The sequence below is a fragment of the Streptomyces violascens genome (genome assembly GCF_014649955.1).
In the GTDB taxonomy this organism is placed as follows: Bacteria; Actinomycetota; Actinomycetes; order Streptomycetales; family Streptomycetaceae; genus Streptomyces; species Streptomyces violascens.
Genome location: NZ_BMUA01000031.1, coordinates 41436 through 60423, shown reverse-complemented (window position 1 = coordinate 60423; position 18988 = coordinate 41436). Strand labels below are relative to the sequence as shown.

General features: G+C 69.0%; 19 protein-coding genes. 10 read left to right on the top strand and 9 right to left on the bottom strand.

Annotated features, from left to right (window positions below):
- Positions 1 to 121: 121 nt before the first annotated feature.
- The 5 genes from IE206_RS36155 (at position 122) to trxA (ending at position 5014) form a co-directional block, all read left to right on the top strand.
- Positions 122 to 1846, top strand: coding sequence for a protein kinase family protein (locus IE206_RS36155; protein WP_189969890.1), 1725 nt, complete (start codon positions 122 to 124; stop codon positions 1844 to 1846).
- 26 nt (positions 1847 to 1872) lie between these two features.
- Positions 1873 to 2577, top strand: coding sequence for an RNA polymerase sigma factor SigM (gene sigM, locus IE206_RS36150; RefSeq protein ID WP_189969888.1), 705 nt, complete (start codon positions 1873 to 1875; stop codon positions 2575 to 2577).
- Complete coding sequence (locus tag IE206_RS36145) at positions 2574 to 3530, top strand: anti-sigma factor family protein (RefSeq protein WP_189969886.1); 957 nt, start codon at positions 2574 to 2576, stop codon at positions 3528 to 3530. Before sigM ends, IE206_RS36145 begins: the two co-directional genes overlap by 4 nt.
- A 139-nt stretch (positions 3531 to 3669) precedes the next feature.
- On the top strand, positions 3670 to 4629 hold the full coding sequence (gene trxB / locus IE206_RS36140) for a thioredoxin-disulfide reductase (RefSeq protein ID WP_189969884.1): 960 nt from the start codon (positions 3670 to 3672) through the stop codon (positions 4627 to 4629).
- Between the two features lie 49 nt (positions 4630 to 4678).
- On the top strand, positions 4679 to 5014 hold the full coding sequence (gene trxA, locus IE206_RS36135; protein WP_053724716.1) for a thioredoxin: 336 nt from the start codon (positions 4679 to 4681) through the stop codon (positions 5012 to 5014).
- 79 nt (positions 5015 to 5093) lie between these two features.
- Here trxA and IE206_RS36130 read toward each other — a convergent pair whose 3' ends face one another.
- The 9 genes from IE206_RS36130 to rpmH all read right to left on the bottom strand — a co-directional run bounded on the left by IE206_RS36130 (position 5094) and on the right by rpmH (position 11994).
- Positions 5094 to 5711, bottom strand: a complete 618-nt coding sequence (locus IE206_RS36130; RefSeq protein WP_189969882.1) for a GNAT family N-acetyltransferase — start codon at positions 5709 to 5711, stop codon at positions 5094 to 5096.
- Positions 5712 to 6017: 306 nt separating this feature from the next.
- The gene (locus IE206_RS36125) at positions 6018 to 7115 is read right to left on the bottom strand and encodes a ParB/RepB/Spo0J family partition protein (RefSeq protein ID WP_189969880.1); all 1098 of its coding nucleotides are present in this window, start codon (positions 7113 to 7115) and stop codon (positions 6018 to 6020) included.
- Complete coding sequence (locus tag IE206_RS36120; protein ID WP_189969878.1) at positions 7112 to 8188, bottom strand: AAA family ATPase; 1077 nt, start codon at positions 8186 to 8188, stop codon at positions 7112 to 7114. The genes IE206_RS36125 and IE206_RS36120 overlap by 4 nt, the downstream gene beginning before the upstream one ends.
- A gap of 293 nt (positions 8189 to 8481) precedes the next feature.
- Positions 8482 to 9207 (bottom strand): 16S rRNA (guanine(527)-N(7))-methyltransferase RsmG, encoded by a 726-nt coding sequence (gene rsmG, locus IE206_RS36115; RefSeq protein ID WP_189969876.1) that lies wholly within the window; start codon positions 9205 to 9207, stop codon positions 8482 to 8484.
- Positions 9208 to 9316: 109 nt separating this feature from the next.
- A complete protein-coding gene (locus tag IE206_RS36110) occupies positions 9317 to 9829 on the bottom strand; it encodes a Jag family protein (RefSeq protein ID WP_189969874.1) in 513 nt (170 codons plus the stop codon).
- A gap of 14 nt (positions 9830 to 9843) precedes the next feature.
- Positions 9844 to 11130, bottom strand: a complete 1287-nt coding sequence (yidC, locus tag IE206_RS36105) for a membrane protein insertase YidC (RefSeq protein WP_189969872.1) — start codon at positions 11128 to 11130, stop codon at positions 9844 to 9846.
- A 3-nt stretch (positions 11131 to 11133) separates the two neighbouring features.
- A complete protein-coding gene (yidD, locus tag IE206_RS36100; protein ID WP_078966182.1) occupies positions 11134 to 11469 on the bottom strand; it encodes a membrane protein insertion efficiency factor YidD in 336 nt (111 codons plus the stop codon).
- A complete protein-coding gene (gene rnpA, locus IE206_RS36095; RefSeq protein WP_078966183.1) occupies positions 11466 to 11837 on the bottom strand; it encodes a ribonuclease P protein component in 372 nt (123 codons plus the stop codon). The genes yidD and rnpA overlap by 4 nt, the downstream gene beginning before the upstream one ends.
- A 19-nt stretch (positions 11838 to 11856) precedes the next feature.
- Positions 11857 to 11994: a 50S ribosomal protein L34 gene (gene rpmH / locus IE206_RS36090; protein WP_006381191.1), complete on the bottom strand. Its 138-nt coding sequence runs from the start codon at positions 11992 to 11994 to the stop codon at positions 11857 to 11859.
- Positions 11995 to 12375: 381 nt separating this feature from the next.
- Between rpmH and dnaA the strand changes: the two genes are divergently transcribed.
- From dnaA to IE206_RS36065, 5 genes are all read left to right on the top strand, one after another.
- Entirely contained in the window at positions 12376 to 14199 is a 1824-nt protein-coding gene (gene dnaA / locus IE206_RS36085; RefSeq protein ID WP_189969870.1) for a chromosomal replication initiator protein DnaA, read from the top strand.
- A gap of 936 nt (positions 14200 to 15135) precedes the next feature.
- Positions 15136 to 16266, top strand: coding sequence for a DNA polymerase III subunit beta (gene dnaN, locus IE206_RS36080; RefSeq protein WP_053724723.1), 1131 nt, complete (start codon positions 15136 to 15138; stop codon positions 16264 to 16266).
- 132 nt (positions 16267 to 16398) lie between these two features.
- Positions 16399 to 17274, top strand: a complete 876-nt coding sequence (gnd, locus tag IE206_RS36075) for a phosphogluconate dehydrogenase (NAD(+)-dependent, decarboxylating) (RefSeq protein ID WP_114038654.1) — start codon at positions 16399 to 16401, stop codon at positions 17272 to 17274.
- Positions 17275 to 17316: 42 nt separating this feature from the next.
- Positions 17317 to 18438, top strand: coding sequence for a DNA replication/repair protein RecF (recF, locus tag IE206_RS36070; RefSeq protein ID WP_189969868.1), 1122 nt, complete (start codon positions 17317 to 17319; stop codon positions 18436 to 18438).
- Positions 18435 to 18977 (top strand): DciA family protein, encoded by a 543-nt coding sequence (locus IE206_RS36065; RefSeq protein ID WP_189969866.1) that lies wholly within the window; start codon positions 18435 to 18437, stop codon positions 18975 to 18977. The genes recF and IE206_RS36065 overlap by 4 nt, the downstream gene beginning before the upstream one ends.
- Positions 18978 to 18988 lie beyond the last annotated feature (11 nt).

The following is an 18988-nucleotide window of genomic DNA, read 5'->3' as shown; positions in this document are numbered from 1 at the left end:
GCCCGCGCACAACCATCGTCGGTCACCGCGTGTCGTGCATAGTGCCGGACTGTGGGCACAATTGGCATGACTTTGCATGGCTGGCCTACAGCACGCAACGGATGGGGAGGCAGGAGCGACGGTGGCGGAACGTAGCACGGCTGCCGTCGACGTGGCCGACAACAGCGGCGACAACCCGCTGACCGCCAAGGCGGACAAGGCGACGACCGACGGGGTGACGGAGTCCATCGACACGGCAGAGCAGAGCCCTAACGGCACCGGCGGCGAGCGCAAGGCCACCGAGCCGACGATCGCGACGCCCGAACTGCACAGCGGCCACAAGCTGGCCAGACGCTACCGTCTCGAGGAGTGCGTCACCCGTCTGGACGGTTTCAGCAGCTGGCGTGCCGTCGACGAGAAACTCCGCCGGGCTGTCGGCGTCCACCTGCTGCCCGCCGACCACCCGCGAGCGCGCTCCGTGCTGGCCGCCGCCCGCTCTTCCGCGCTGCTCGGCGACCCCCGCTTCGTGCAGGTCCTGGACGCCGTGGAGGAGAACGACCTCGTCTACGTGGTGCACGAGTGGCTGCCCGACGCCACCGAGCTGACCGCCCTGCTCGCGCTCGGCCCGCTGGAGGCGCACGACGCCTACCAGATGGTCACGCAGGTCTCCCAGGCCATGGCGGCCGCCCACCGCGAGGGCCTCGCCCACCTCAGGCTCACCCCGAGCGCGGTCCTGCGGACCTCGACGGGGCAGTACCGCATCCGCGGCCTCGCCGTCGCCGCCGCGCTGCGCGGCATCAGCTCCGACACCCCGCAACGAAGCGACACCGAGGCCATCGGCGCCCTCCTGTACGCCGTCCTCACCCAGCGGTGGCCCTACGAGAGCGATGCCTACGGTCTGCACGGGCTGCCCAAGGGTGTCGGCCTGATCGCCCCCGACCAGGTACGGGCGGGCGTGCACCGGGGCCTCTCGGAGCTCGCGATGCGGGCCCTGGTCAACGACGGAGCCACCGCGTCCCGCCAGGAGCCGCCCTGCACCACCCCGGACGAGCTGGTCAAGGCCGTCGGGGAGATGCCGCGCATCCGCCCGCCGGAGCCCGCGTTCACCGCGCCACCCGAGTACCAGCGCACCACCTACCAACAGGGGACGTACGGCCGCCCGGCCGCCGGCCCAGGCCCCTCCGTCACCCAGACCGTGACGCCCCCGCCCCCGGCGCTCCAGGGACGCACCGGCAAAGCTCTCAAGTGGGCCGTCTCGGCGCTCCTGATCGCCGCGCTGGGCCTCGGCAGCTGGCAGCTGGCCGACGCGCTGCTGCACCGCGACAAGAGCGGCTCCAACGAGACGGGCAACACCCAGACCACGGACCACGGCGACGGAGACAAGCCGAAGGCTCCCCTCCCGATCAAGATCCAGGACGCCGAGGAGTACGCACCTGACGGGTCGCCGCAGAACGCGGCCGACGTGAAGAACACGTACGACAGCAGTACGACAAGCTACTGGCGCACCAAGAAATTCAACGACGGCCCCGACCTGGTGCCGTCGGTGAAGGCCGGCGTCGGCATCGTCTACGACCTCGGCTCGGCCAAGGATATTTCGACGGCGTCGATACTGTTGCGCTACGGCGGCGATCACACCACCATCACGCTGTACGCGACGGACTCGCTTTCCCCGTCGACACCGGTCAAGTCGATGAAACAGATCGCCACGGTCAAGACCAGTGAAACCAAGGCAGACCTCAAGGCGAGCACCCCGGTCAAGTCGCGGTACGTACTGCTCTGGATGACGGCCATGCCCTACTCGTCCCAGGACAATTACAGCGGCGAGGGCTACAAGCAGGCCATCACTGACGTGAAGTTCGCCGGCTGACCGAACGGCAGGGGGGAGGCTCACCGTTGGACGAGGCCACACTGGGCGACATGAGCGACCAGGACCTCCTGGCTCGCCATGTCGCCGGCGACCCCGACGCCTTCGGTGAGATCGTGCGGCGGCACCGCGACCGGCTGTGGGCGGTGGCGCTGCGCACGCTGGGAGACCGTGAGGAAGCCGCTGACGCCGTCCAGGACGCCCTCGTCTCCGCCTACCGGGCTGCCCACACCTTCCGCGGTCAGTCGGCCGTCACCACGTGGCTGCACCGCATCACGGTGAACGCCTGCCTCGACCGGGCCCGCAAGGCGGCCTCCCGCAAGACGTCCCCGGTCGACGACACCGAACGTCTGGACCAGCTCCTCGAGCCGCACGAGTCGGCCGAGGCTCCCGCCGAACGGCAGGATCTGCACCGGCAGCTCATGGAAGCCCTGGGCACCCTCCCGCCGGACCAGCGCGCCGCACTCGTACTCGTCGACATGCAGGGGTACCCCGTGGCGGAGGCGGCCCGCATGCTCGATGTCCCCACCGGGACGGTGAAAAGCCGGTGTGCTCGGGGGCGGGCACGGCTGTTGCCGCTGCTCACTCATCTGCGTGCTGACGCGGGGGGTAGCGGTGAGTCCGGTGGGGGAAGGAACCGGACGCCGGGGACATCCGTCCCACCGGCGTCGGGCACAAACGATGCAGGACCGAGCGGTTCGGCTGCCGTGAAGGGCGGAGGTGGGCGCACGTGACATCCACGACCGGAACGACACAACACCCGGACGTCTCGGAGATCTCCGAACTCACCGAGGGCCTTCTGTCTCCGTCGCGTACCGCGGACGTCCGTCGGCACTTGGAGGACTGCGCTCTCTGCGCCGATGTACGGGCCTCCCTCGAAGAGATCCGTGACCTGCTCGGCACGCTGCCCGGGCCGCAGCGCATGCCCGCCGACGTAGCCGGACGCATCGACGCGGCGCTCGCCGCGGAAGCACTGCTGAACGCCACGGCCCCCGACGAACCCGCCCGTGAAACCACGCATGTTTCACGTGAAACAGCGACTGCCGCGACCGAACCGGCACGCCAGGCCACCCCGGTCTCCGCCGGCGCCGGCCTCGCATCGGCCGGCCGGCCCGCCGGGCACGGCCGCGCGGCCACCGGCCCCGGTCGCGCCGCCAAGGCACGACGACGCCGTGCGGTCGTGCTGAGCGCGGTGCTCGGGGCCGCGGCCATCGGCGCGGGGATCTTCTTCGTGCAGAACAGCCAGTCGCCGACGTCGCCCTCCCGCGCCGACCACACCACGTCCGGCACGCCCGTGCCCGGCGGCACCGTCTACTCCTCGGGCATGCTCGAAGGGCGGGTCCAGTCGCTCGTTGCAGCTCAGCACGGCCAGACCGCCCAGAACGCGCCCTCGGCGAAGATCGCACCGTCAACGAAGAACGCGCCCAGCGACGAGAACTCTTCGGACAGCGTGCGCTCCGCCGTCAGCGTCCCCGCCTGTGTCCAGGCAGCGACCGGGCAGACCTCTCAGGCGCCCCTGGCAGCCGAGCAGGGCACGTATGAGGGAGCCAAGGTGTATCTCGTCGTGCTGCCCGATCAGGCGAATCCCGCCAACGTGGCGGCGTACATCGTCGACGCGGCCTGCGAGAGCGCCGGCCCCTCGGCCCAGGGGAAACTGTTGCTGACGCATTCCTACCCGCGCCGCTGAGACCTCGCGAAGGCCGCGTCTCCGCGCTGCCCGTCCGGCTCGGGAATGCATCCCCCGTAGGATCCGTTGGGTGGGGTGAGAGTCCTGGACCGGGGCCCCGACAGGCAGTAGGCAGTCCGCAGAGACGAGGAAGAAACCCGTGAGCGACGTCCGTAACGTGATCATCATTGGCTCGGGCCCGGCCGGATACACAGCCGCGCTGTACACCGCACGTGCGTCGCTGAAGCCGCTGGTGTTCGAGGGCGCCGTCACCGCCGGCGGTGCCCTGATGAACACCACCGAGGTGGAGAACTTCCCGGGCTTCCAAGACGGCATCATGGGCCCGGAGCTCATGGACAACATGCGCGGCCAGGCCGAGCGCTTCGGCGCCGAGCTGGTCCCGGACGATGTCGTCGCCGTCGACCTGACCGGTGGGATCAAGACCGTCACGGACACCGCCGGCACGGTCCACCGCGCCAAGGCCGTCATCGTCACCACCGGCTCGCAGCACCGCAAGCTGGGACTGGCCAACGAGGACAAGCTGTCCGGCCGCGGTGTCTCGTGGTGCGCCACGTGCGACGGCTTCTTCTTCAAGGACCAGGACATCGCCGTGGTCGGCGGCGGCGACACCGCGATGGAGGAGGCGACCTTCCTCTCGCGCTTCGCCAAGTCGGTCACGATCATCCACCGCCGCGACAGCCTGCGCGCCTCCAAGGCGATGCAGGAGCGTGCCTTCGCCGACGAGAAGATCAAGTTCGCGTGGGACAGCGAGGTCGCCGAGATCCACGGCGACCAGAAGCTCTCCGGTCTGACGCTGCGCAACACCAAGACCGGCGCCACCTCCGAGCTGCCGGTGACGGGTCTCTTCATCGCCGTGGGCCACGACCCGCGCACCGAGCTCTTCAAGGGCCAGCTCGACCTGGACGACGAGGGCTACCTGAAGGTCGACGCCCCGTCGACCCGCACCAACCTGACGGGTGTCTTCGGCGCCGGCGACGTCGTCGACCACACCTACCGGCAGGCCATCACGGCCGCCGGCACCGGCTGCTCCGCCGCCCTCGACGCCGAGCGCTTCCTCGCCGCCCTGGCCGACAGCGAGAAGGCCGCAGCCGGCGTCTGATCCGCCCGTTCCAGCTCCCCCCTCCCCCCAACCCCCTTAGGAGACTGCCGTGGCCGGCACCCTGAAGCACGTGACCGACGCCGACTTCGACGAGGTCGTCCTCAAGAGCGACAAGCCCGTCCTCGTGGACTTCTGGGCCGAGTGGTGCGGCCCCTGCCGCCAGATCGCCCCGTCGCTGGAGGCCATTGCCGCCGAGCACGGCGACCAGATCGAGATCGTCAAGCTCAACATCGACGAGAACCCGACGACCGCCGCCAAGTACGGCGTGATGTCGATTCCGACGCTCAACGTCTACCAGGGCGGCGAGGTCGCCAAGACGATCGTCGGTGCCAAGCCGAAGGCCGCGCTGCTGCGTGACCTCGACGTCTTCATCGCCGAGAAGTAAGTCTCGACGCGCTCGCTGTTTCACGTGAAACGGGCCCGCTCCCTCATGGGGGCGGGCCCGTTTCGCATGGGAACACCTTCTACAGCGGCCTGAGGGCCGGCTCCTTCTGGACCGCGCCGAGCAGCCGGTCCAGGGCCAGCTCGACGTCCTCCTTCCAGGACAGCGTCGTTCGCAGTTCGAGTCGCATCCGCGGATATCTCGGGTGGTGCCGTACGGTCTTGAAGCCGACCGCCAGCAGATGATCGGCCGGCAGCACACAAGCGGGCTCCCGCCAACGCGCGTCTCCGAACGCCTCGATGGCCTTGAAATTGCGGCGCAGCAGATCCTTGGCGACCGTCTGCACCAGCACTCTCCCCAGCCCCTGCCCCTGATAGCCCGGCATGATCCACCCCGTTATCAGCTGTACGGCGTCGGCGGACACCGGGCTCGTGGGAAACGCGGTGGATCGGGGCACGTAGGCCGGGGGCGCGTAGAGCACATAGCCGACCGGGATGTCGTCGACGTAGACGACCCGGCCGCAGGAGCCCCATTCCAGGAGCACTCCTGAGATCCAGGCCTCTTTCTCCAGTTCGGGTCTGCCCGCCTTTACCGCGGCTTCTCCGCTGACCGGATCGAGTTCCCAGAAGACGCAGCCTCGGCAGCGCTTGGGGAGGTCCGGAAGGTTGTCCAGCGTGAGCGGTACGAGCCGACGCCCCATGGAGGCTGTTCCTCACTTCCCTCGCCTGCCGCACTCTGCGCGGCCGACAGCGCGCTCCGTTCCCGGAGCAGACTGCCGACGAATCCGCCGACCGCCCCGAGACCGAGCCCGGCCGTCACCAGTCGAGTGCGGCTCACCGTTCGCATGGCCCCTGCCCTCCTTAGAGGATGGATCAAGGTGGATGTGCCATACCAGAACGCATCGTATCCACCGCATCACGGCGGGGATACCGTCCGCATGCAAAGGGCGGGCCGTGTTCCGGTATGAACCGGCACACGGCCCGCCCTCAAGCGGCGCCGAACGGACTCAGCTGTCGTCGTCCTCCGAAGCGTCCTCGGCCAGGCCCTTCTCCAGGACCCGTCCCTCGCCCGGGGCGAGGGTGCCGAGAATCCTCTCCAGATCGTCCATCGAGGCGAACTCGACGACGATCTTTCCCTTCTTCTGGCCCAGGTCGACCTTCACCCTCGTCTCGAAGCGGTCCGAGAGCCGGGTCGCCAGGTCGGAGAGTGCCGGAGAGAGCCTCGTCCCCGCCCTCGGCCCCTTGGCCTTGGGAGCGGCCTGGGGCTCCGAGGACATCAGGCTGACGATCTCCTCGACCGCCCGCACCGAGAGCCCCTCGGCCACGATGCGGTGGGCGAGCCGGTCCTGCTCTCCTGTGTCCTCCACCGAGAGCAGCGCCCTGGCGTGGCCCGCCGAGATGACACCGGCGGCGACCCTGCGCTGCACGGGGGCCGAAAGACGCAGCAGACGCAGCGTGTTGGAGACCTGCGGCCGCGAGCGGCCGATGCGGTCCGCCAGCTGGTCATGGGTGCACTTGAAGTCCCTGAGCAGCTGGTCGTAGGCGGCGGCCTCTTCCAGTGGGTTCAGCTGGGCCCGGTGGAGGTTCTCCAGGAGGGCGTCGAGCAGAAGCTTCTCGTCATCCGTCTCCCGGACGATCGCGGGGATCCGCTCAAGGCCGGCCTCACGGCAGGACCTCCAGCGCCGCTCGCCCATGATGAGCTCATAGCGCTCGGGGCCGGTCTGCCGGACGACGACGGGCTGGAGAAGGCCAACTTCCTTGATGGAGGTGACCAGTTCGGACAGCGCATCCTCGTCGAACACCTCGCGCGGCTGGCGCGGGTTGGGCGTGATCGAGTCGATCGGCAGCTCGGCGAAGAACGCACCGGCCGGGGTAACCGGCTCCGGCACGGCCTCCGGCTCGGGCTCCGGAGCTGTTTCACGTGAAACAGGGGCCGGCGGCAGCGTCGCCACCTTGGCGGCCGCCACCCCTCGCTCCGCCGTCAGAACCGGCACCGCCGACGGGGACGTGGAAGCCGTCCCCACCGAGGAGCCCGGCTTCTCCTGCGTGGCGGACGGGATCAGCGCACCGAGCCCACGCCCCAATCCTCTGCGTCGCTCGCTCACTGGATCCCCTCCGACATGCTGTGCTGGTTGTTCTGGTTGACCACATGCGAGTGCGTGGGGTCGTACTGCACTCCGACACCGCGCAGGGCGATCTCGCGGGCAGCTTCGAGATACGAGAGCGATCCGCTGGAGCCCGGGTCATAGGTGAGCACCGTCTGCCCGTAGCTCGGCGCCTCGGAGATGCGGACCGAGCGCGGAATGCTGGTCCGCAGCACCTCCTTGCCGAAGTGGCTGCGCACCTCGTCGGCCACCTGCGAGGCGAGCCGGGTCCTGCCGTCGTACATGGTGAGCAGGATCGTCGACACATGCAGCGCCGGGTTGAGGTGGCCTCGTACGAGATCGACGTTCCTCAGGAGCTGGCCCAGGCCCTCCAGTGCGTAGTACTCGCACTGGATCGGGATCAGGACCTCGGCCCCCGCGACCAGCGCGTTGACCGTCAGCAGGCCCAGCGAGGGCGGGCAGTCGATGAGGATGTAGTCCAGCGGCTGCTCGTACGCCTGGATGGCGCGCTGCAGTCGGCTCTCCCGCGCCACCAGGGAAACGAGCTCGATCTCCGCACCGGCGAGATCGATCGTGGCCGGTGCGCAGAAGAGACCCTCGACGTCCGGGACGGGCTGGACCACTTCGGCAAGCGGCCTGCTCTCGACCAGGACGTCATAGATCGAAGGGACTTCGGCGTGGTGGTCGATACCCAGCGCCGTCGAGGCGTTGCCCTGCGGATCGAGGTCGACGACCAGGACCCGTGCGCCGTGCAGCGCAAGGGAAGCGGCGAGGTTGACCGTGGTGGTGGTCTTTCCTACGCCGCCCTTCTGGTTGGCAACGACCATGATTCGGGTCTGCTCCGGCCGGGGCAGACCCTCGCCGGCACGGCCGAGAGCTTCCACCGCCAGCTGGGCAGCGCGACCGATGGGGGTGTCGTCCATCGGGGGCGGTGTTTCACGTGAAACATCCTCCCCCACCGATTCGGTTCGGGGACCGGGGACCGGATCGGTCATCGGTCCCGCGATGTTGGCGTCGGACCGCAAGGATTCACTCTCCTCGACTTCAGGCTCGCAATGAACAGAGCCTCCCATGTCTTCGGGGTCGTGAACCAGCGAGGCCCGGTCTTCTGTGGATGAATCCACCTCTGTGGACAACTCCGTAGCCCCCGCGGGGGACTCGGGGCCCCCTGCGAACGGCCTACGGTCGCGCGGCGAGGAAGCCGCACGGCCGCGGCTGATGATTCCGTGCAGCAGTGAGCGACGTTTCACGTGAAACACGATGCATCCGCGCTACCTGGAGACCGTTACGACACTCCGAAATGCGTACGTATGCCGCCTTCTATGGAGCATTCGTCCACTGAACGCCCCTGACCGGAGGCGAAAGCTCAGCGACGACGCCGGGTGCGGCTGGTCCTGGCGGCCTTGGCACGCTTCGCGGCGAACCGCACACCGCCGGGGCTCTCGCCGACCTCGACCCGTACGACCGTGGACAGCGGGTCCACAATCCCCTCGCCCACGTGAAGCACCGTGGTCTCCACCACACCGAGCTTGCTCAGTGCGGCGCGCGCACCCACGATCTCCTCCTCGGCCGTGTCGCCCTTGAGCGCGAGCATCTCGCCGTACGGACGCAGCAGCGGCACACCCCAGCCGGCCAGCCGGTCCAGCGGTGCCACCGCACGGGCGGTCACCACGTGAACCGGTGCGACCTTGCCCAGCATCTCCTCGGCGCGGCCGCGCACCACGGTGACATGGTCGAGGCCCAGAAGCTCCACGGCTTCCTGGAGGAAGTTGGTGCGCCGCAGCAGCGGCTCCAGCAGCGTGATCTTCAGGTCCGGGCGCACCAGCGCCAGCGGGATACCGGGCAGCCCCGCGCCCGAGCCGACGTCGCAGACCGTGACGCCCTCCGGGACGACCTCGGAGAGCACCGCGCAGTTGAGCAGATGCCGCTCCCACAGACGCGGCACCTCACGCGGCCCGATGAGACCTCGCTTGACCCCCGCATCCGCGAGCAGCTCCGCATACCGCACGGCCTCCGGGAAGAACTCACCGAAAACCGCCCGCGCCTCTTCGGGCGCCGGGGGAAGCTCCGCTGCTGCCTCTGCCTCCGTCACGGGGACCGTCCTTCCCTACCTCGCGTTACCGCACTGTGGTGGCTGACTATCAGGCTGACAAAGATCGGCCCCGCCTGCGAACAGACGGGGCCGAGAAAGCAATGACCGCTCAGGCGGGCAGCACGACGACGAAGCGCTGCGGCTCCTCGCCCTCCGACTCGCTGCGCAGTCCCGCCGCCGCGACGGCGTCGTGCACGACCTTGCGCTCGAACGGCGTCATCGGGTCCAGCTTCACCGGCGCGCCGGTGCTCTTCACCTCGTCCGCCGCCTTGGCACCCAGCGCGGCGAGCTCCGTACGCTTCTTGGCCCGGTAGCCGCCGATGTCCAGCATCAGCCGGCTGCGGTCACCGGTCTCACGGTGCACCGCGAGGCGCGTGAGTTCCTGGAGCGCCTCCAGCACCTCGCCGTCCCGGCCTACGAGCTTCTGCAGGTCACGGCTGTTGCTGTCACTGATGATCGAGACCGCGGCCCGGTCCGCCTCGACGTCCATGTCGATGTCGCCGTCGAGGTCGGCGATGTCGAGCAGGCCCTCGAGGTAATCGGCGGCGATCTCCCCTTCCTGCTCCAGGCGGGAGAGGGTGTCGACGCCCTCAGCGGCCGGGGAGGTGGTGCCTTCCGTCACGGATGGACTCCTTCTTACTTCTTGGACGGGTGCTTGGGCCGCTGCTGACCCTTGCGCTGACCCGACTTGGCTCGTGCCTGGCCGGCGGTGGGCTTGCCCTGCTTCGGCTTGGCATCCTGCTTGGGCTTGGCGTCCTGCGGCTCGGCCTTCTCCTCGACGGCGTCCGAGGTCTCGGAGGAGTCCTTCGACAGCGAGGTCTTCGCGGCCGCGTCGTCCTGCTGAGCCCCGCCCGACTGCCGCTGCGCCTTGGTCTGCCGCTTGGGCTGCTGACGCTTGGGAGCCGCCGCGCCCTCGGCCTCTGCGGCCGCCGTGTCGCTCTTCACCACGGAGCCGTCCGCCTGGGCCGCGAAGCCCTGCTTGGAGAGCGTGGTGACGAACTTGCGCTCGTTGTCGTTGCGGTCCGGGCCCTTGGCCACGATGGCCTGGACGACGGCACGGCGCCGCTTGCCGCGGACCTCGCCGTGCGCGGAAACGCTCTTGACCAGGCGGTCCAGGTAGTGCGCCTGAGCCTTGGAACCCGGCGTCGGATTCTGGTTGATGACGTACATCTGCTGGCCCATGGTCCACACGTTGGTGGTCAGCCAGTAGACGAGGACACCGACGGGGAAGTTGATGCCCATCACGGCGAACATGACGGGGAAGACGTACATCAGCATCTTCTGCTGCTGCATGAACGGCGTCTTGACCGTGAGGTCGACGTTCTTCGTCATCAGCTGGCGCTGGGTGAAGAACTGCGAGGCCGACATCAGCACGATCATGATCGCGGTGACGACCCGGACGTCGGTCAGCGTCGCGCCGAGGCCCTCGACCTTCGAGGCGCTGTCCATGAACTTCGCGGCCAGCGGGGCACCGACGATGTGGGCCTTCTGGGCGCTCTCGAGCAGCGGCTGGTTGATGACGCCGATGGTCTTGCCGTTGGCGATGCCGGCGAGCACGTGGTACAGCGCGAAGAAGAACGGCGACTGAGCGAGGATCGGAAGGCACGAGGAGAGCGGGTTGGTGCCCGTCTCCTTGTACAGCTTCATCATCTCTTCGGACTGACGCTGCTTGTCGCTCTTGTACCGCTCCTGGATCGCCTTCATCTTCGGCTGGAGCGCCTGCATGTTCCGGGTCGACTTGATCTGCTTCACGAAGAGCGGGATCAGGCAGATACGGATCAGCACCACAAGGGACACGATCGACAGGCCCCAGGCCCAACCCGTGTCCGGCCCGAAGATCGCGCCGTACAACTTGTGGAACTGGACGATGACCCAGGAAACAGGCCAGGTGATGAAGCTGAACAGACTGGCAATCGTGTCCACTAATCAGGCTCCTTGAGCATTGGGCGGGGTCTCTGCGGCCGGGCTTGTCTCGGTCTCAGCGGCGGACTGCCCGCCCTTGTCGCCGCGCCAGGCAGCGCGCAGCGCCTCGTGCCATCGAGGGCGCTTGCGCTCCGGTACGTAGTCCACACCGCCCGGCGACCACGGATTGCACCGCAGAATGCGCCAGGCGGTCAGGGCCGTGCCTTTGACGGCACCGTGCCGGTCGATCGCCGTATATCCATAGTGGGAACACGACGGGTAGTACCTGCAGACGGGCCCCAGAAGTGGGCTGATCGTCCACTGGTACAGCTTGATCAGGGCCAGCAGCGGGTACTTCATCGCGCGCCCCCTCCCAGCAGCCGCGCGAGGGCGGCGTCCAGGTCTCGGGCCAGCTGTGCATGGTCTGCATCACCCGCACCGGGCAATGCCCGTACGACCACCAGGCTACCGGCGGGCAACTGGGGCAGCCGTTCGCGCATGAGATGGCGAAGCCTGCGCTTCACCAGATTGCGGACGACAGCCACGCCGACGGCCTTGCTGACAACGAAACCCGCACGCGTCGGGGGAGCGCTCTCCCCAGGCGCGTGCGGGTCCGTTGTACCGCTGCGTAGATGGACGACGAGGAGCGGGCGGCCGGCCCGGCGTCCTCGGCGTACCGCGGTCGCGAAGTCCTCGCGCCGCCTCAGCCGATTCTCGGTAGGCAGCACGTCATGACCTGTTAGCTGATTACGCGGACAGGCTGGCGCGACCCTTGCCACGGCGGTTCGCGAGAATCGCGCGGCCGGCACGGGTACGCATCCGCAGGCGGAAGCCGTGGGTCTTGGCGCGGCGACGGTTGTTCGGCTGGAAGGTGCGCTTGCTCACTCGGGGGCTCCAGAAATGATTCGTTGGCGGCGGGACATCGCCTGGCTGTCACCGTGCGCCCACGAGTAGCTCGCGTATACGCCCGTGTGCACCGCTTCACGATCACAGATCGTGATCTTTGCCCATCGGAGGCAGGCGGCAGCAGCCATCGACAACTCGACCTGGTTACGGTACGCGCGGCTACGCCATCCGGTCAAACCGGCGTCCTGCCGGGCCCCGGTATGCACAGGCTGTGGACAACAACTTGAACCACGTCAGTGGGCCCGACTACCGTGGCTGAACTCCGAATCTTTTCCCGATCTGTCCTTGCCTGTCTGTCTGTGCCAACCCATCCCGTCCCGAGAACCACACATTCGTGGGACCTGCGAGAGAGCGTGCCCTGTGGCTGACGTACCTGCCGATCTTGCCGCAGTGTGGCCACGAGTGCTGGAGCATCTCCTCGGGGAGGGGCAGCAGGGCATCGAGCCCAAGGACAAGCAGTGGATCGAGCGCTGCCAGCCGCTCGCGCTGGTGGCGGACACCGCGCTGCTCGCCGTGCCCAACGAGTGGGGCAAGCGCGTCCTGGAGGGCCGGCTCGCCCCGCTGATCAGTGAAACGCTGAGCCGTGAGTGCGGCCGCACCATCCGGATCGCGATCACCGTCGACGACTCGGTGGGCGAGCCCACGCCGCCCGCCCCCCAGCAGCCTTCCCAGCAACAGCAGCAGCCGCGCTACCAGGACGACCCCTACGCCCGGCCCGCCGACGACGGCCTGCCCACCGCGCGCCCCGCCTACCCCGGCGAGTACCAGCAGCGCTCCGAGCCGGGCTCCTGGCCGCGCGCCCAGGAGGACCTCTGGCAGCAGCCCCGCCTCGGCGGCTTCCAGGACCGCGACTCCTCGGGCGAGCAGTGGCGCGAGCCCTACGGCGGCGCCCGCCCGCAGCAGCCCCAGCACGACTACCGCTCGCAGCAGCTGCCCGAGCGCGGTCAGTACGACCAGGACCGCGGCCAGTACGAGCAGGGCCGCCCTTCCTACGACCAGCCCAAGACGCAGCCGTTCGAGCAGCAGCGCCACGAGCAGCGGTCCGAGCGGCGTGAGCTGCCGGACGCGCAGCCCCCGCAGCGCGGCGGCTCCGGTCACCTCGCGCCGTCCCCGTCCGGCGGGGCGCCCGCGCAGGGCGGCCCGGGCGAGCCGCACGCGCGGCTGAACCCGAAGTACCTCTTCGACACCTTCGTCATCGGCTCGTCGAACCGGTTCGCGCACGCCGCGGCCGTGGCGGTCGCCGAGGCGCCGGCGAAGGCGTACAACCCCCTCTTCATCTACGGGGAGTCAGGCCTGGGCAAGACCCATCTGCTGCACGCCATCGGGCACTACGCCCGCAGCCTGTACCCCGGCACCCGGGTGCGGTACGTGAGCTCCGAGGAGTTCACCAACGAGTTCATCAACTCGATCCGCGACGGAAAGGGCGACACCTTCCGCAAGCGCTACCGCGATGTCGACATCCTGCTGGTCGACGACATCCAGTTCCTGGCGAGCAAGGAGTCGACGCAGGAGGAGTTCTTCCACACCTTCAACACGCTGCACAACGCCAACAAGCAGATCGTGCTGTCCTCGGACCGGCCGCCCAAGCAGCTGATGACCCTGGAGGACCGGCTGCGGAACCGTTTCGAGTGGGGCCTCACCACCGATGTGCAGCCGCCCGAGCTGGAGACGCGTATCGCGATCCTCCGTAAGAAGGCGGTGCAGGAGCAGCTCAACGCCCCGCCGGAGGTGCTCGAGTTCATCGCGTCCCGCATCTCGCGGAACATCCGTGAGCTGGAGGGCGCGCTGATCCGGGTGACGGCGTTCGCCTCGCTGAACAGGCAGCCGGTGGACCTGGGGCTCACCGAGATCGTGCTCAAGGACCTGATCCCCGGCGGCGAGGACTCGGCGCCCGAGATCACCGCGAGCGCCATCATGGCGGCGACCGCCGACTACTTCGGTCTGACGGTGGAGGACCTCTGCGGATCCTCACGCAGCCGCGTCCTGGTGACGGCCCGCCAGATCGCCATGTACCTGTGCCGCGAGCTCACCGACCTCTCCCTGCCCAAGATCGGGGCCCAGTTCGGCGGCCGCGACCACACGACGGTGATGCACGCCGACCGCAAGATCCGCGCGCTGATGGCCGAGCGCCGCTCCATCTACAACCAGGTCACCGAGCTCACCAACCGCATCAAGAACGGCTGACGAAGCCGGCACGGACACCCGCAAGGGCGCCCAGGGATCCATTCTCCGGGCGCCCTTCGTCGTTCCCGGCGCCCGATCGGCCCCCCGGTCCGGCCCGTCCGGGCGCCGGGGAGGCCCCCGAAACGCCTCCGTGAGGCCCCTGAATACGTGCGTACGACGCCGAAGGAAGCGTGTGTACGAGTCCGGCGGAGCCCCCGGCGTTCGAATACCGGCTGGTCGGAGGCGGTTCTCCACAGATCTGGGGACTTTCCTCCGTCCACACCCTGGGGACTGCGAAGTTGTCCAGATTGCTTCCACAGGCACGGCGGCTGATACTCCATCACCCCAGGTCAACAGCCTGTGGATTTGTGGGCATCCCTGCTCCACAGCTTGTGGACGAATCTTCTGTCCACAGCCTGTGGGTTCAGTTGTCCACCGGCGGCCCACAGGTCTTGATCCGTTGTCCCCAACTTCTCCACACCCCTGTCCACTGTTCGGCAACGAAACACCCGTGATCACCGGACCGAGTGAAAGCCGTCACACGAAGGGGACGGGTTGGCCTGTGGGGAACCTGGGTAAAGCTGGGGACAGCGTTGGGGAGAAGTACCCCTGTCCTGTGCATTGGATGTGCAGAACTTTCGGGCATCCACAGAAACCATGAGTTGTCCACCGGCTCCACCCACAGGCCCGGTGGACAAAAAAGTGGGTGTGACCTGCGTAAACGGGGTTATCCACGGTTTCCACAGGCCCTACTACTACTCCCACATAGAGTTAGCTCGGAATCCGTTTCGAAGTGGGGCCTGTGCACAACTGGCCGCCGGAGCTCCGGGCGCCGCTCGACGCGACTTGACCCCGACTCGCACCGACTGTCAGCGGCGTACGTCAGACTGGTCCCCGGCGATACAGCCGACGACGAAAGCCAGCAGGGCGAGCCAGCAACAGCAGGAGGCGGTTCCGGTGAAGATCCGGGTGGAGCGCGATGTACTCGCGGAGGCGGTGGCCTGGGTGGCCCGCAGCCTCCCGGCCCGTCCGCCCGCGCCCGTACTCGCGGGCCTTCTTCTGAAGGCGGAGGACGGCGCGCTCAGCTTCTCCAGCTTCGACTACGAGGTCTCGGCGCGGGTCTCGGTGGATGCCGAGGTCGACGAGGACGGCACGGTGCTCGTCTCCGGCCGCCTTCTTGCCGACATCTGCCGCGCCCTGCCCAACCGCCCGGTGGAGATTTCCACAGACGGTGTACGGGCGACCGTGGTCTGCGGCTCCTCGCGATTCACACTCCACACCCTTCCTGTGGAGGAGTACCCGGCGCTGCCGCAGATGCCGACCGCCACGGGCACCGTTCCCGGTGAGGTCTTCGCCTCCGCAGCCGCCCAGGTCGCCATCGCGGCCGGCCGCGACGACACGCTGCCCGTCCTGACCGGCGTGCGCATCGAGATCGAGGGCGACACGGTCACGCTGGCCTCCACCGACCGCTACCGCTTCGCGGTCCGCGAGTTCCTGTGGAAGCCGGAGAACCCGGAGGCCTCCGCGGTCGCCCTGGTGCCCGCCAAGACGCTCCTGGACACCGCCAAGGCGCTCACGAGCGGCGACACGGTCACCCTGGCGCTGTCGGGCTCCGGTGCCGGTGAGGGCCTGATCGGCTTCGAGGGCGCCGGCCGTCGCACGACCACACGCCTTCTCGAGGGCGACCTGCCGAAGTACCGCACTCTTTTCCCCACCGAGTTCAACTCGGTCGCGGTGATCGAGACCGCCCCGTTCGTCGAGGCCGTCAAGCGCGTGTCCCTGGTGGCCGAGCGCAACACCCCGGTGCGGCTGAGCTTCGAGCAGGGCGTCCTCATCCTGGAGGCCGGTTCGAGCGACGACGCACAGGCTGTGGAAAGGGTCGACGCCAACCTGGAGGGCGACGACATCTCGATCGCCTTCAACCCGACCTTCCTGCTCGACGGCCTGAGCGCCATCGACTCGCCGGTCGCCCAGCTCGCGTTCACCACCTCGACCAAGCCGGCGCTGCTCAGTGGAAAGCCCGCCCTGGACGCCGAGGCGGACGACGCGTACAAGTACCTGATCATGCCGGTGCGCCTTTCCGGCTGAGTGGCTTGAAGACGTACGCCCCAGGCCTCCCGGGGCGTACGTCTGAGCGGCTGACCCCGCAGGTGTGTACCAAGGCCCCGGCGTAGGCTCGGACGCGGGTACGAAAACGCCACAACGTCAAAGGATCATGTGATGGAGCTCGGTCTCGTCGGCCTCGGCAAGATGGGCGGCAACATGCGCGAGCGCATCCGCCGCGCAGGCCACACCGTCATCGGTTACGACCGCAACCCGGACGTCGCCGATGTCCACAGCCTCAAGGAGCTTGTGGACAGTCTCAAGGGCCCGCGGGTCGTGTGGGTGATGGTCCCGGCGGGCGCCGCGACGCAGTCCACCATCGACGAGCTCGCCGAGCTCCTGTCCCCCGGCGACATCGTCGTGGACGGCGGCAACTCCCGCTGGACGGACGACGAGAAGCACGCCGTCGAGCTGGGCATCAAGGGCATCGGCTTCGTCGACTGCGGCGTATCCGGCGGCGTCTGGGGCCTGGAGAACGGCTACGCGCTGATGTACGGCGGCGACGCCGAGAACATCGCGAAGGTCCAGCCGGTCTTCGACGCGCTGAAGCCCGAGGGCGACTTCGGCGCGGTGCACGCGGGCAAGGTCGGCGCCGGCCACTTCTCGAAGATGGTCCACAACGGCATCGAGTACGCCATGATGCAGGCCTACGCCGAGGGCTGGGAGCTCCTGGAGAAGGTCGACTCGGTCACCGACGTCCGCGAGGTGTTCCGCAGCTGGCAGGAGGGCACGGTCATCCGTTCCTGGCTGCTCGACCTGGCGGTCAACGCCCTGGACGACGACGAGCACCTCGACAAGCTCAAGGGCTTCGCGCAGGACTCCGGCGAGGGCCGGTGGACCGTGGAGGCCGCCATCGACAACGCCGTGCCGCTGCCCGCGATCACCGCTTCGCTGTTCGCGCGCTTCGCGTCCCGGCAGGACGACTCCCCGCAGATGAAGATGATCGCCGCGCTGCGCAACCAGTTCGGCGGCCACGCGGTCGAGTCCAAGTAGCTGTACAGAGCAGTAGGTAAGCCGGGGGAGGTCGGCGACACCATGCACGTCACGCATCTCTCGCTGGCCGACTTCCGCTCGTACGCCCGGGTCGAGGTTCCGCTCGACCCGGGCGTCACCGCTTTCGTCGGGGCGAACGGGCAGGGCAAGACCAACCTCGTCGAGGCCGTGGGCTACCTCGCCTCGCTCGGCAGCCACCGCGTGTCCTCGGACGCGCCGCTGGTGCGCATGGGCGCAGAGCGCGCCGTGATCCGCGCCGCCGTCACCCAGGGCGAGCGCTCCCAGCTGATCGAGCTCGAACTGAACCCGGGCCGCGCCAACCGGGCCCGCATCAACAGGTCCTCGCAGGTCAGGCCGCGCGATGTGCTGGGGATCGTACGCACCGTGCTCTTCGCGCCGGAGGATCTGGCGCTGGTCAAGGGCGACCCCGGAGAGCGGCGCCGGTTCCTGGATGAGCTGATCACCGCGCGCTCGCCGCGGATGGCGGCCGTACGGTCCGACTACGAGCGGGTGCTCAAGCAGCGCAACACCCTCCTGAAGTCCGCCGCGATGGCGCGCCGGCACGGTGGCCGTGGCATGGACCTGTCCACCCTCGACGTGTGGGACCAGCACCTGGCCCAGGCCGGCGCCGAGCTCCTCGCCCAGCGCCTCGACCTGATCGCCGCGCTCCAGCCCCTCGCCGACAAGGCCTACGAGCAACTCGCTCCGGGCGGCGGCCCGTTGGCCCTGGAGTACAAGCCGTCCGCGCCCGGCGACGGGCACACCCGCGAGGAGCTGTACGGCCAGCTCATCGCGGCCTTCGCGGACGTACGCAAGCAGGAGATCGAGCGCGGAGTGACGCTGGCGGGGCCACACCGCGACGACCTGGTGCTGCGCCTGGGCGAGCTGCCGGCGAAGGGATACGCGAGCCACGGCGAGTCCTGGTCGTACGCGCTTGCGCTGCGGCTCGCCTCGTACGACCTGCTGCGGGCCGAGGGCAACGAGCCGGTGCTCGTGCTCGACGACGTGTTCGCGGAGCTGGACGCCCGGCGCCGTGAGCGGCTCGCGGAGCTGGTGGCTCCGGGCGAGCAGGTCCTGGTGACGGCCGCGGTGGACGACGACGTTCCGGGGATCCTCGCGGGCGTCCGGTACGAGGTCGCGGCGGGCGAGGTGACGCGGGTATGAGCGAGGAATCCGGACGGGCCGAGCAGCCGAAGGTGCCCGAGGCCTCCGGCATCGACCTGGCGCGGGTCGCGCTGCGCGCGGCCAAGGAGCAGGCCAGGGCGCGGGGCCAGGCCGCGCAGGACAGGAAGCAGGTCCGGTGGGGCAACGGACTGCGTTCGGGCGCCCGCGCGGACGGGCGCGATCCGTTGCCGCTCGGCTCCGCGATCAACGGGCTGATCAGGGAGAAGGCCTGGGAGACGCCGACCGCGGTGGCCGGAGTCCTTGGCCGCTGGCCGGAGATCGTCGGCGAGGAGCTCGCCAAGCACACGGAGCCCGGCCCGCACGACGCCGAGGAGGGGATCCTCGTCGTGCGGTGCGACTCGACGTCCTGGGCGACCCAGCTGCGGCTGCTCGCCCCCCAGCTGGTGGCGCGCATCAACGCCGACCTGGGCCACGGCACGGTCCGGCTGATCAAGGTCTACGGCCCCAGCGGGCCGCCGCAGCGCTACGGCAAGCTGCGCGCGCCCGGGAGCACCGGGCCCGGCGACACCTACGGGTGAGCCGCCGCGGC

What these genes read in the sequence shown, in the direction of transcription:
- yidD (WP_078966182.1), bottom strand. Translation starts at nt 11,469, where the DNA reads ATGAAGTACCCGCTGCTGGCCCTGATCAAGCTGTACCAGTGGACGATC.
- IE206_RS36130 (WP_189969882.1), bottom strand. Translation starts at nt 5,711, where the DNA reads ATGGGGCGTCGGCTCGTACCGCTCACGCTGGACAACCTTCCGGACCTC.
- IE206_RS36120 (WP_189969878.1), bottom strand. Translation starts at nt 8,188, where the DNA reads ATGGGAGGCTCTGTTCATTGCGAGCCTGAAGTCGAGGAGAGTGAATCC.
- IE206_RS36065 (WP_189969866.1), top strand. Translation starts at nt 18,435, where the DNA reads ATGAGCGAGGAATCCGGACGGGCCGAGCAGCCGAAGGTGCCCGAGGCC.
- recF (WP_189969868.1), top strand. Translation starts at nt 17,317, where the DNA reads ATGCACGTCACGCATCTCTCGCTGGCCGACTTCCGCTCGTACGCCCGG.
- gnd (WP_114038654.1), top strand. Translation starts at nt 16,399, where the DNA reads ATGGAGCTCGGTCTCGTCGGCCTCGGCAAGATGGGCGGCAACATGCGC.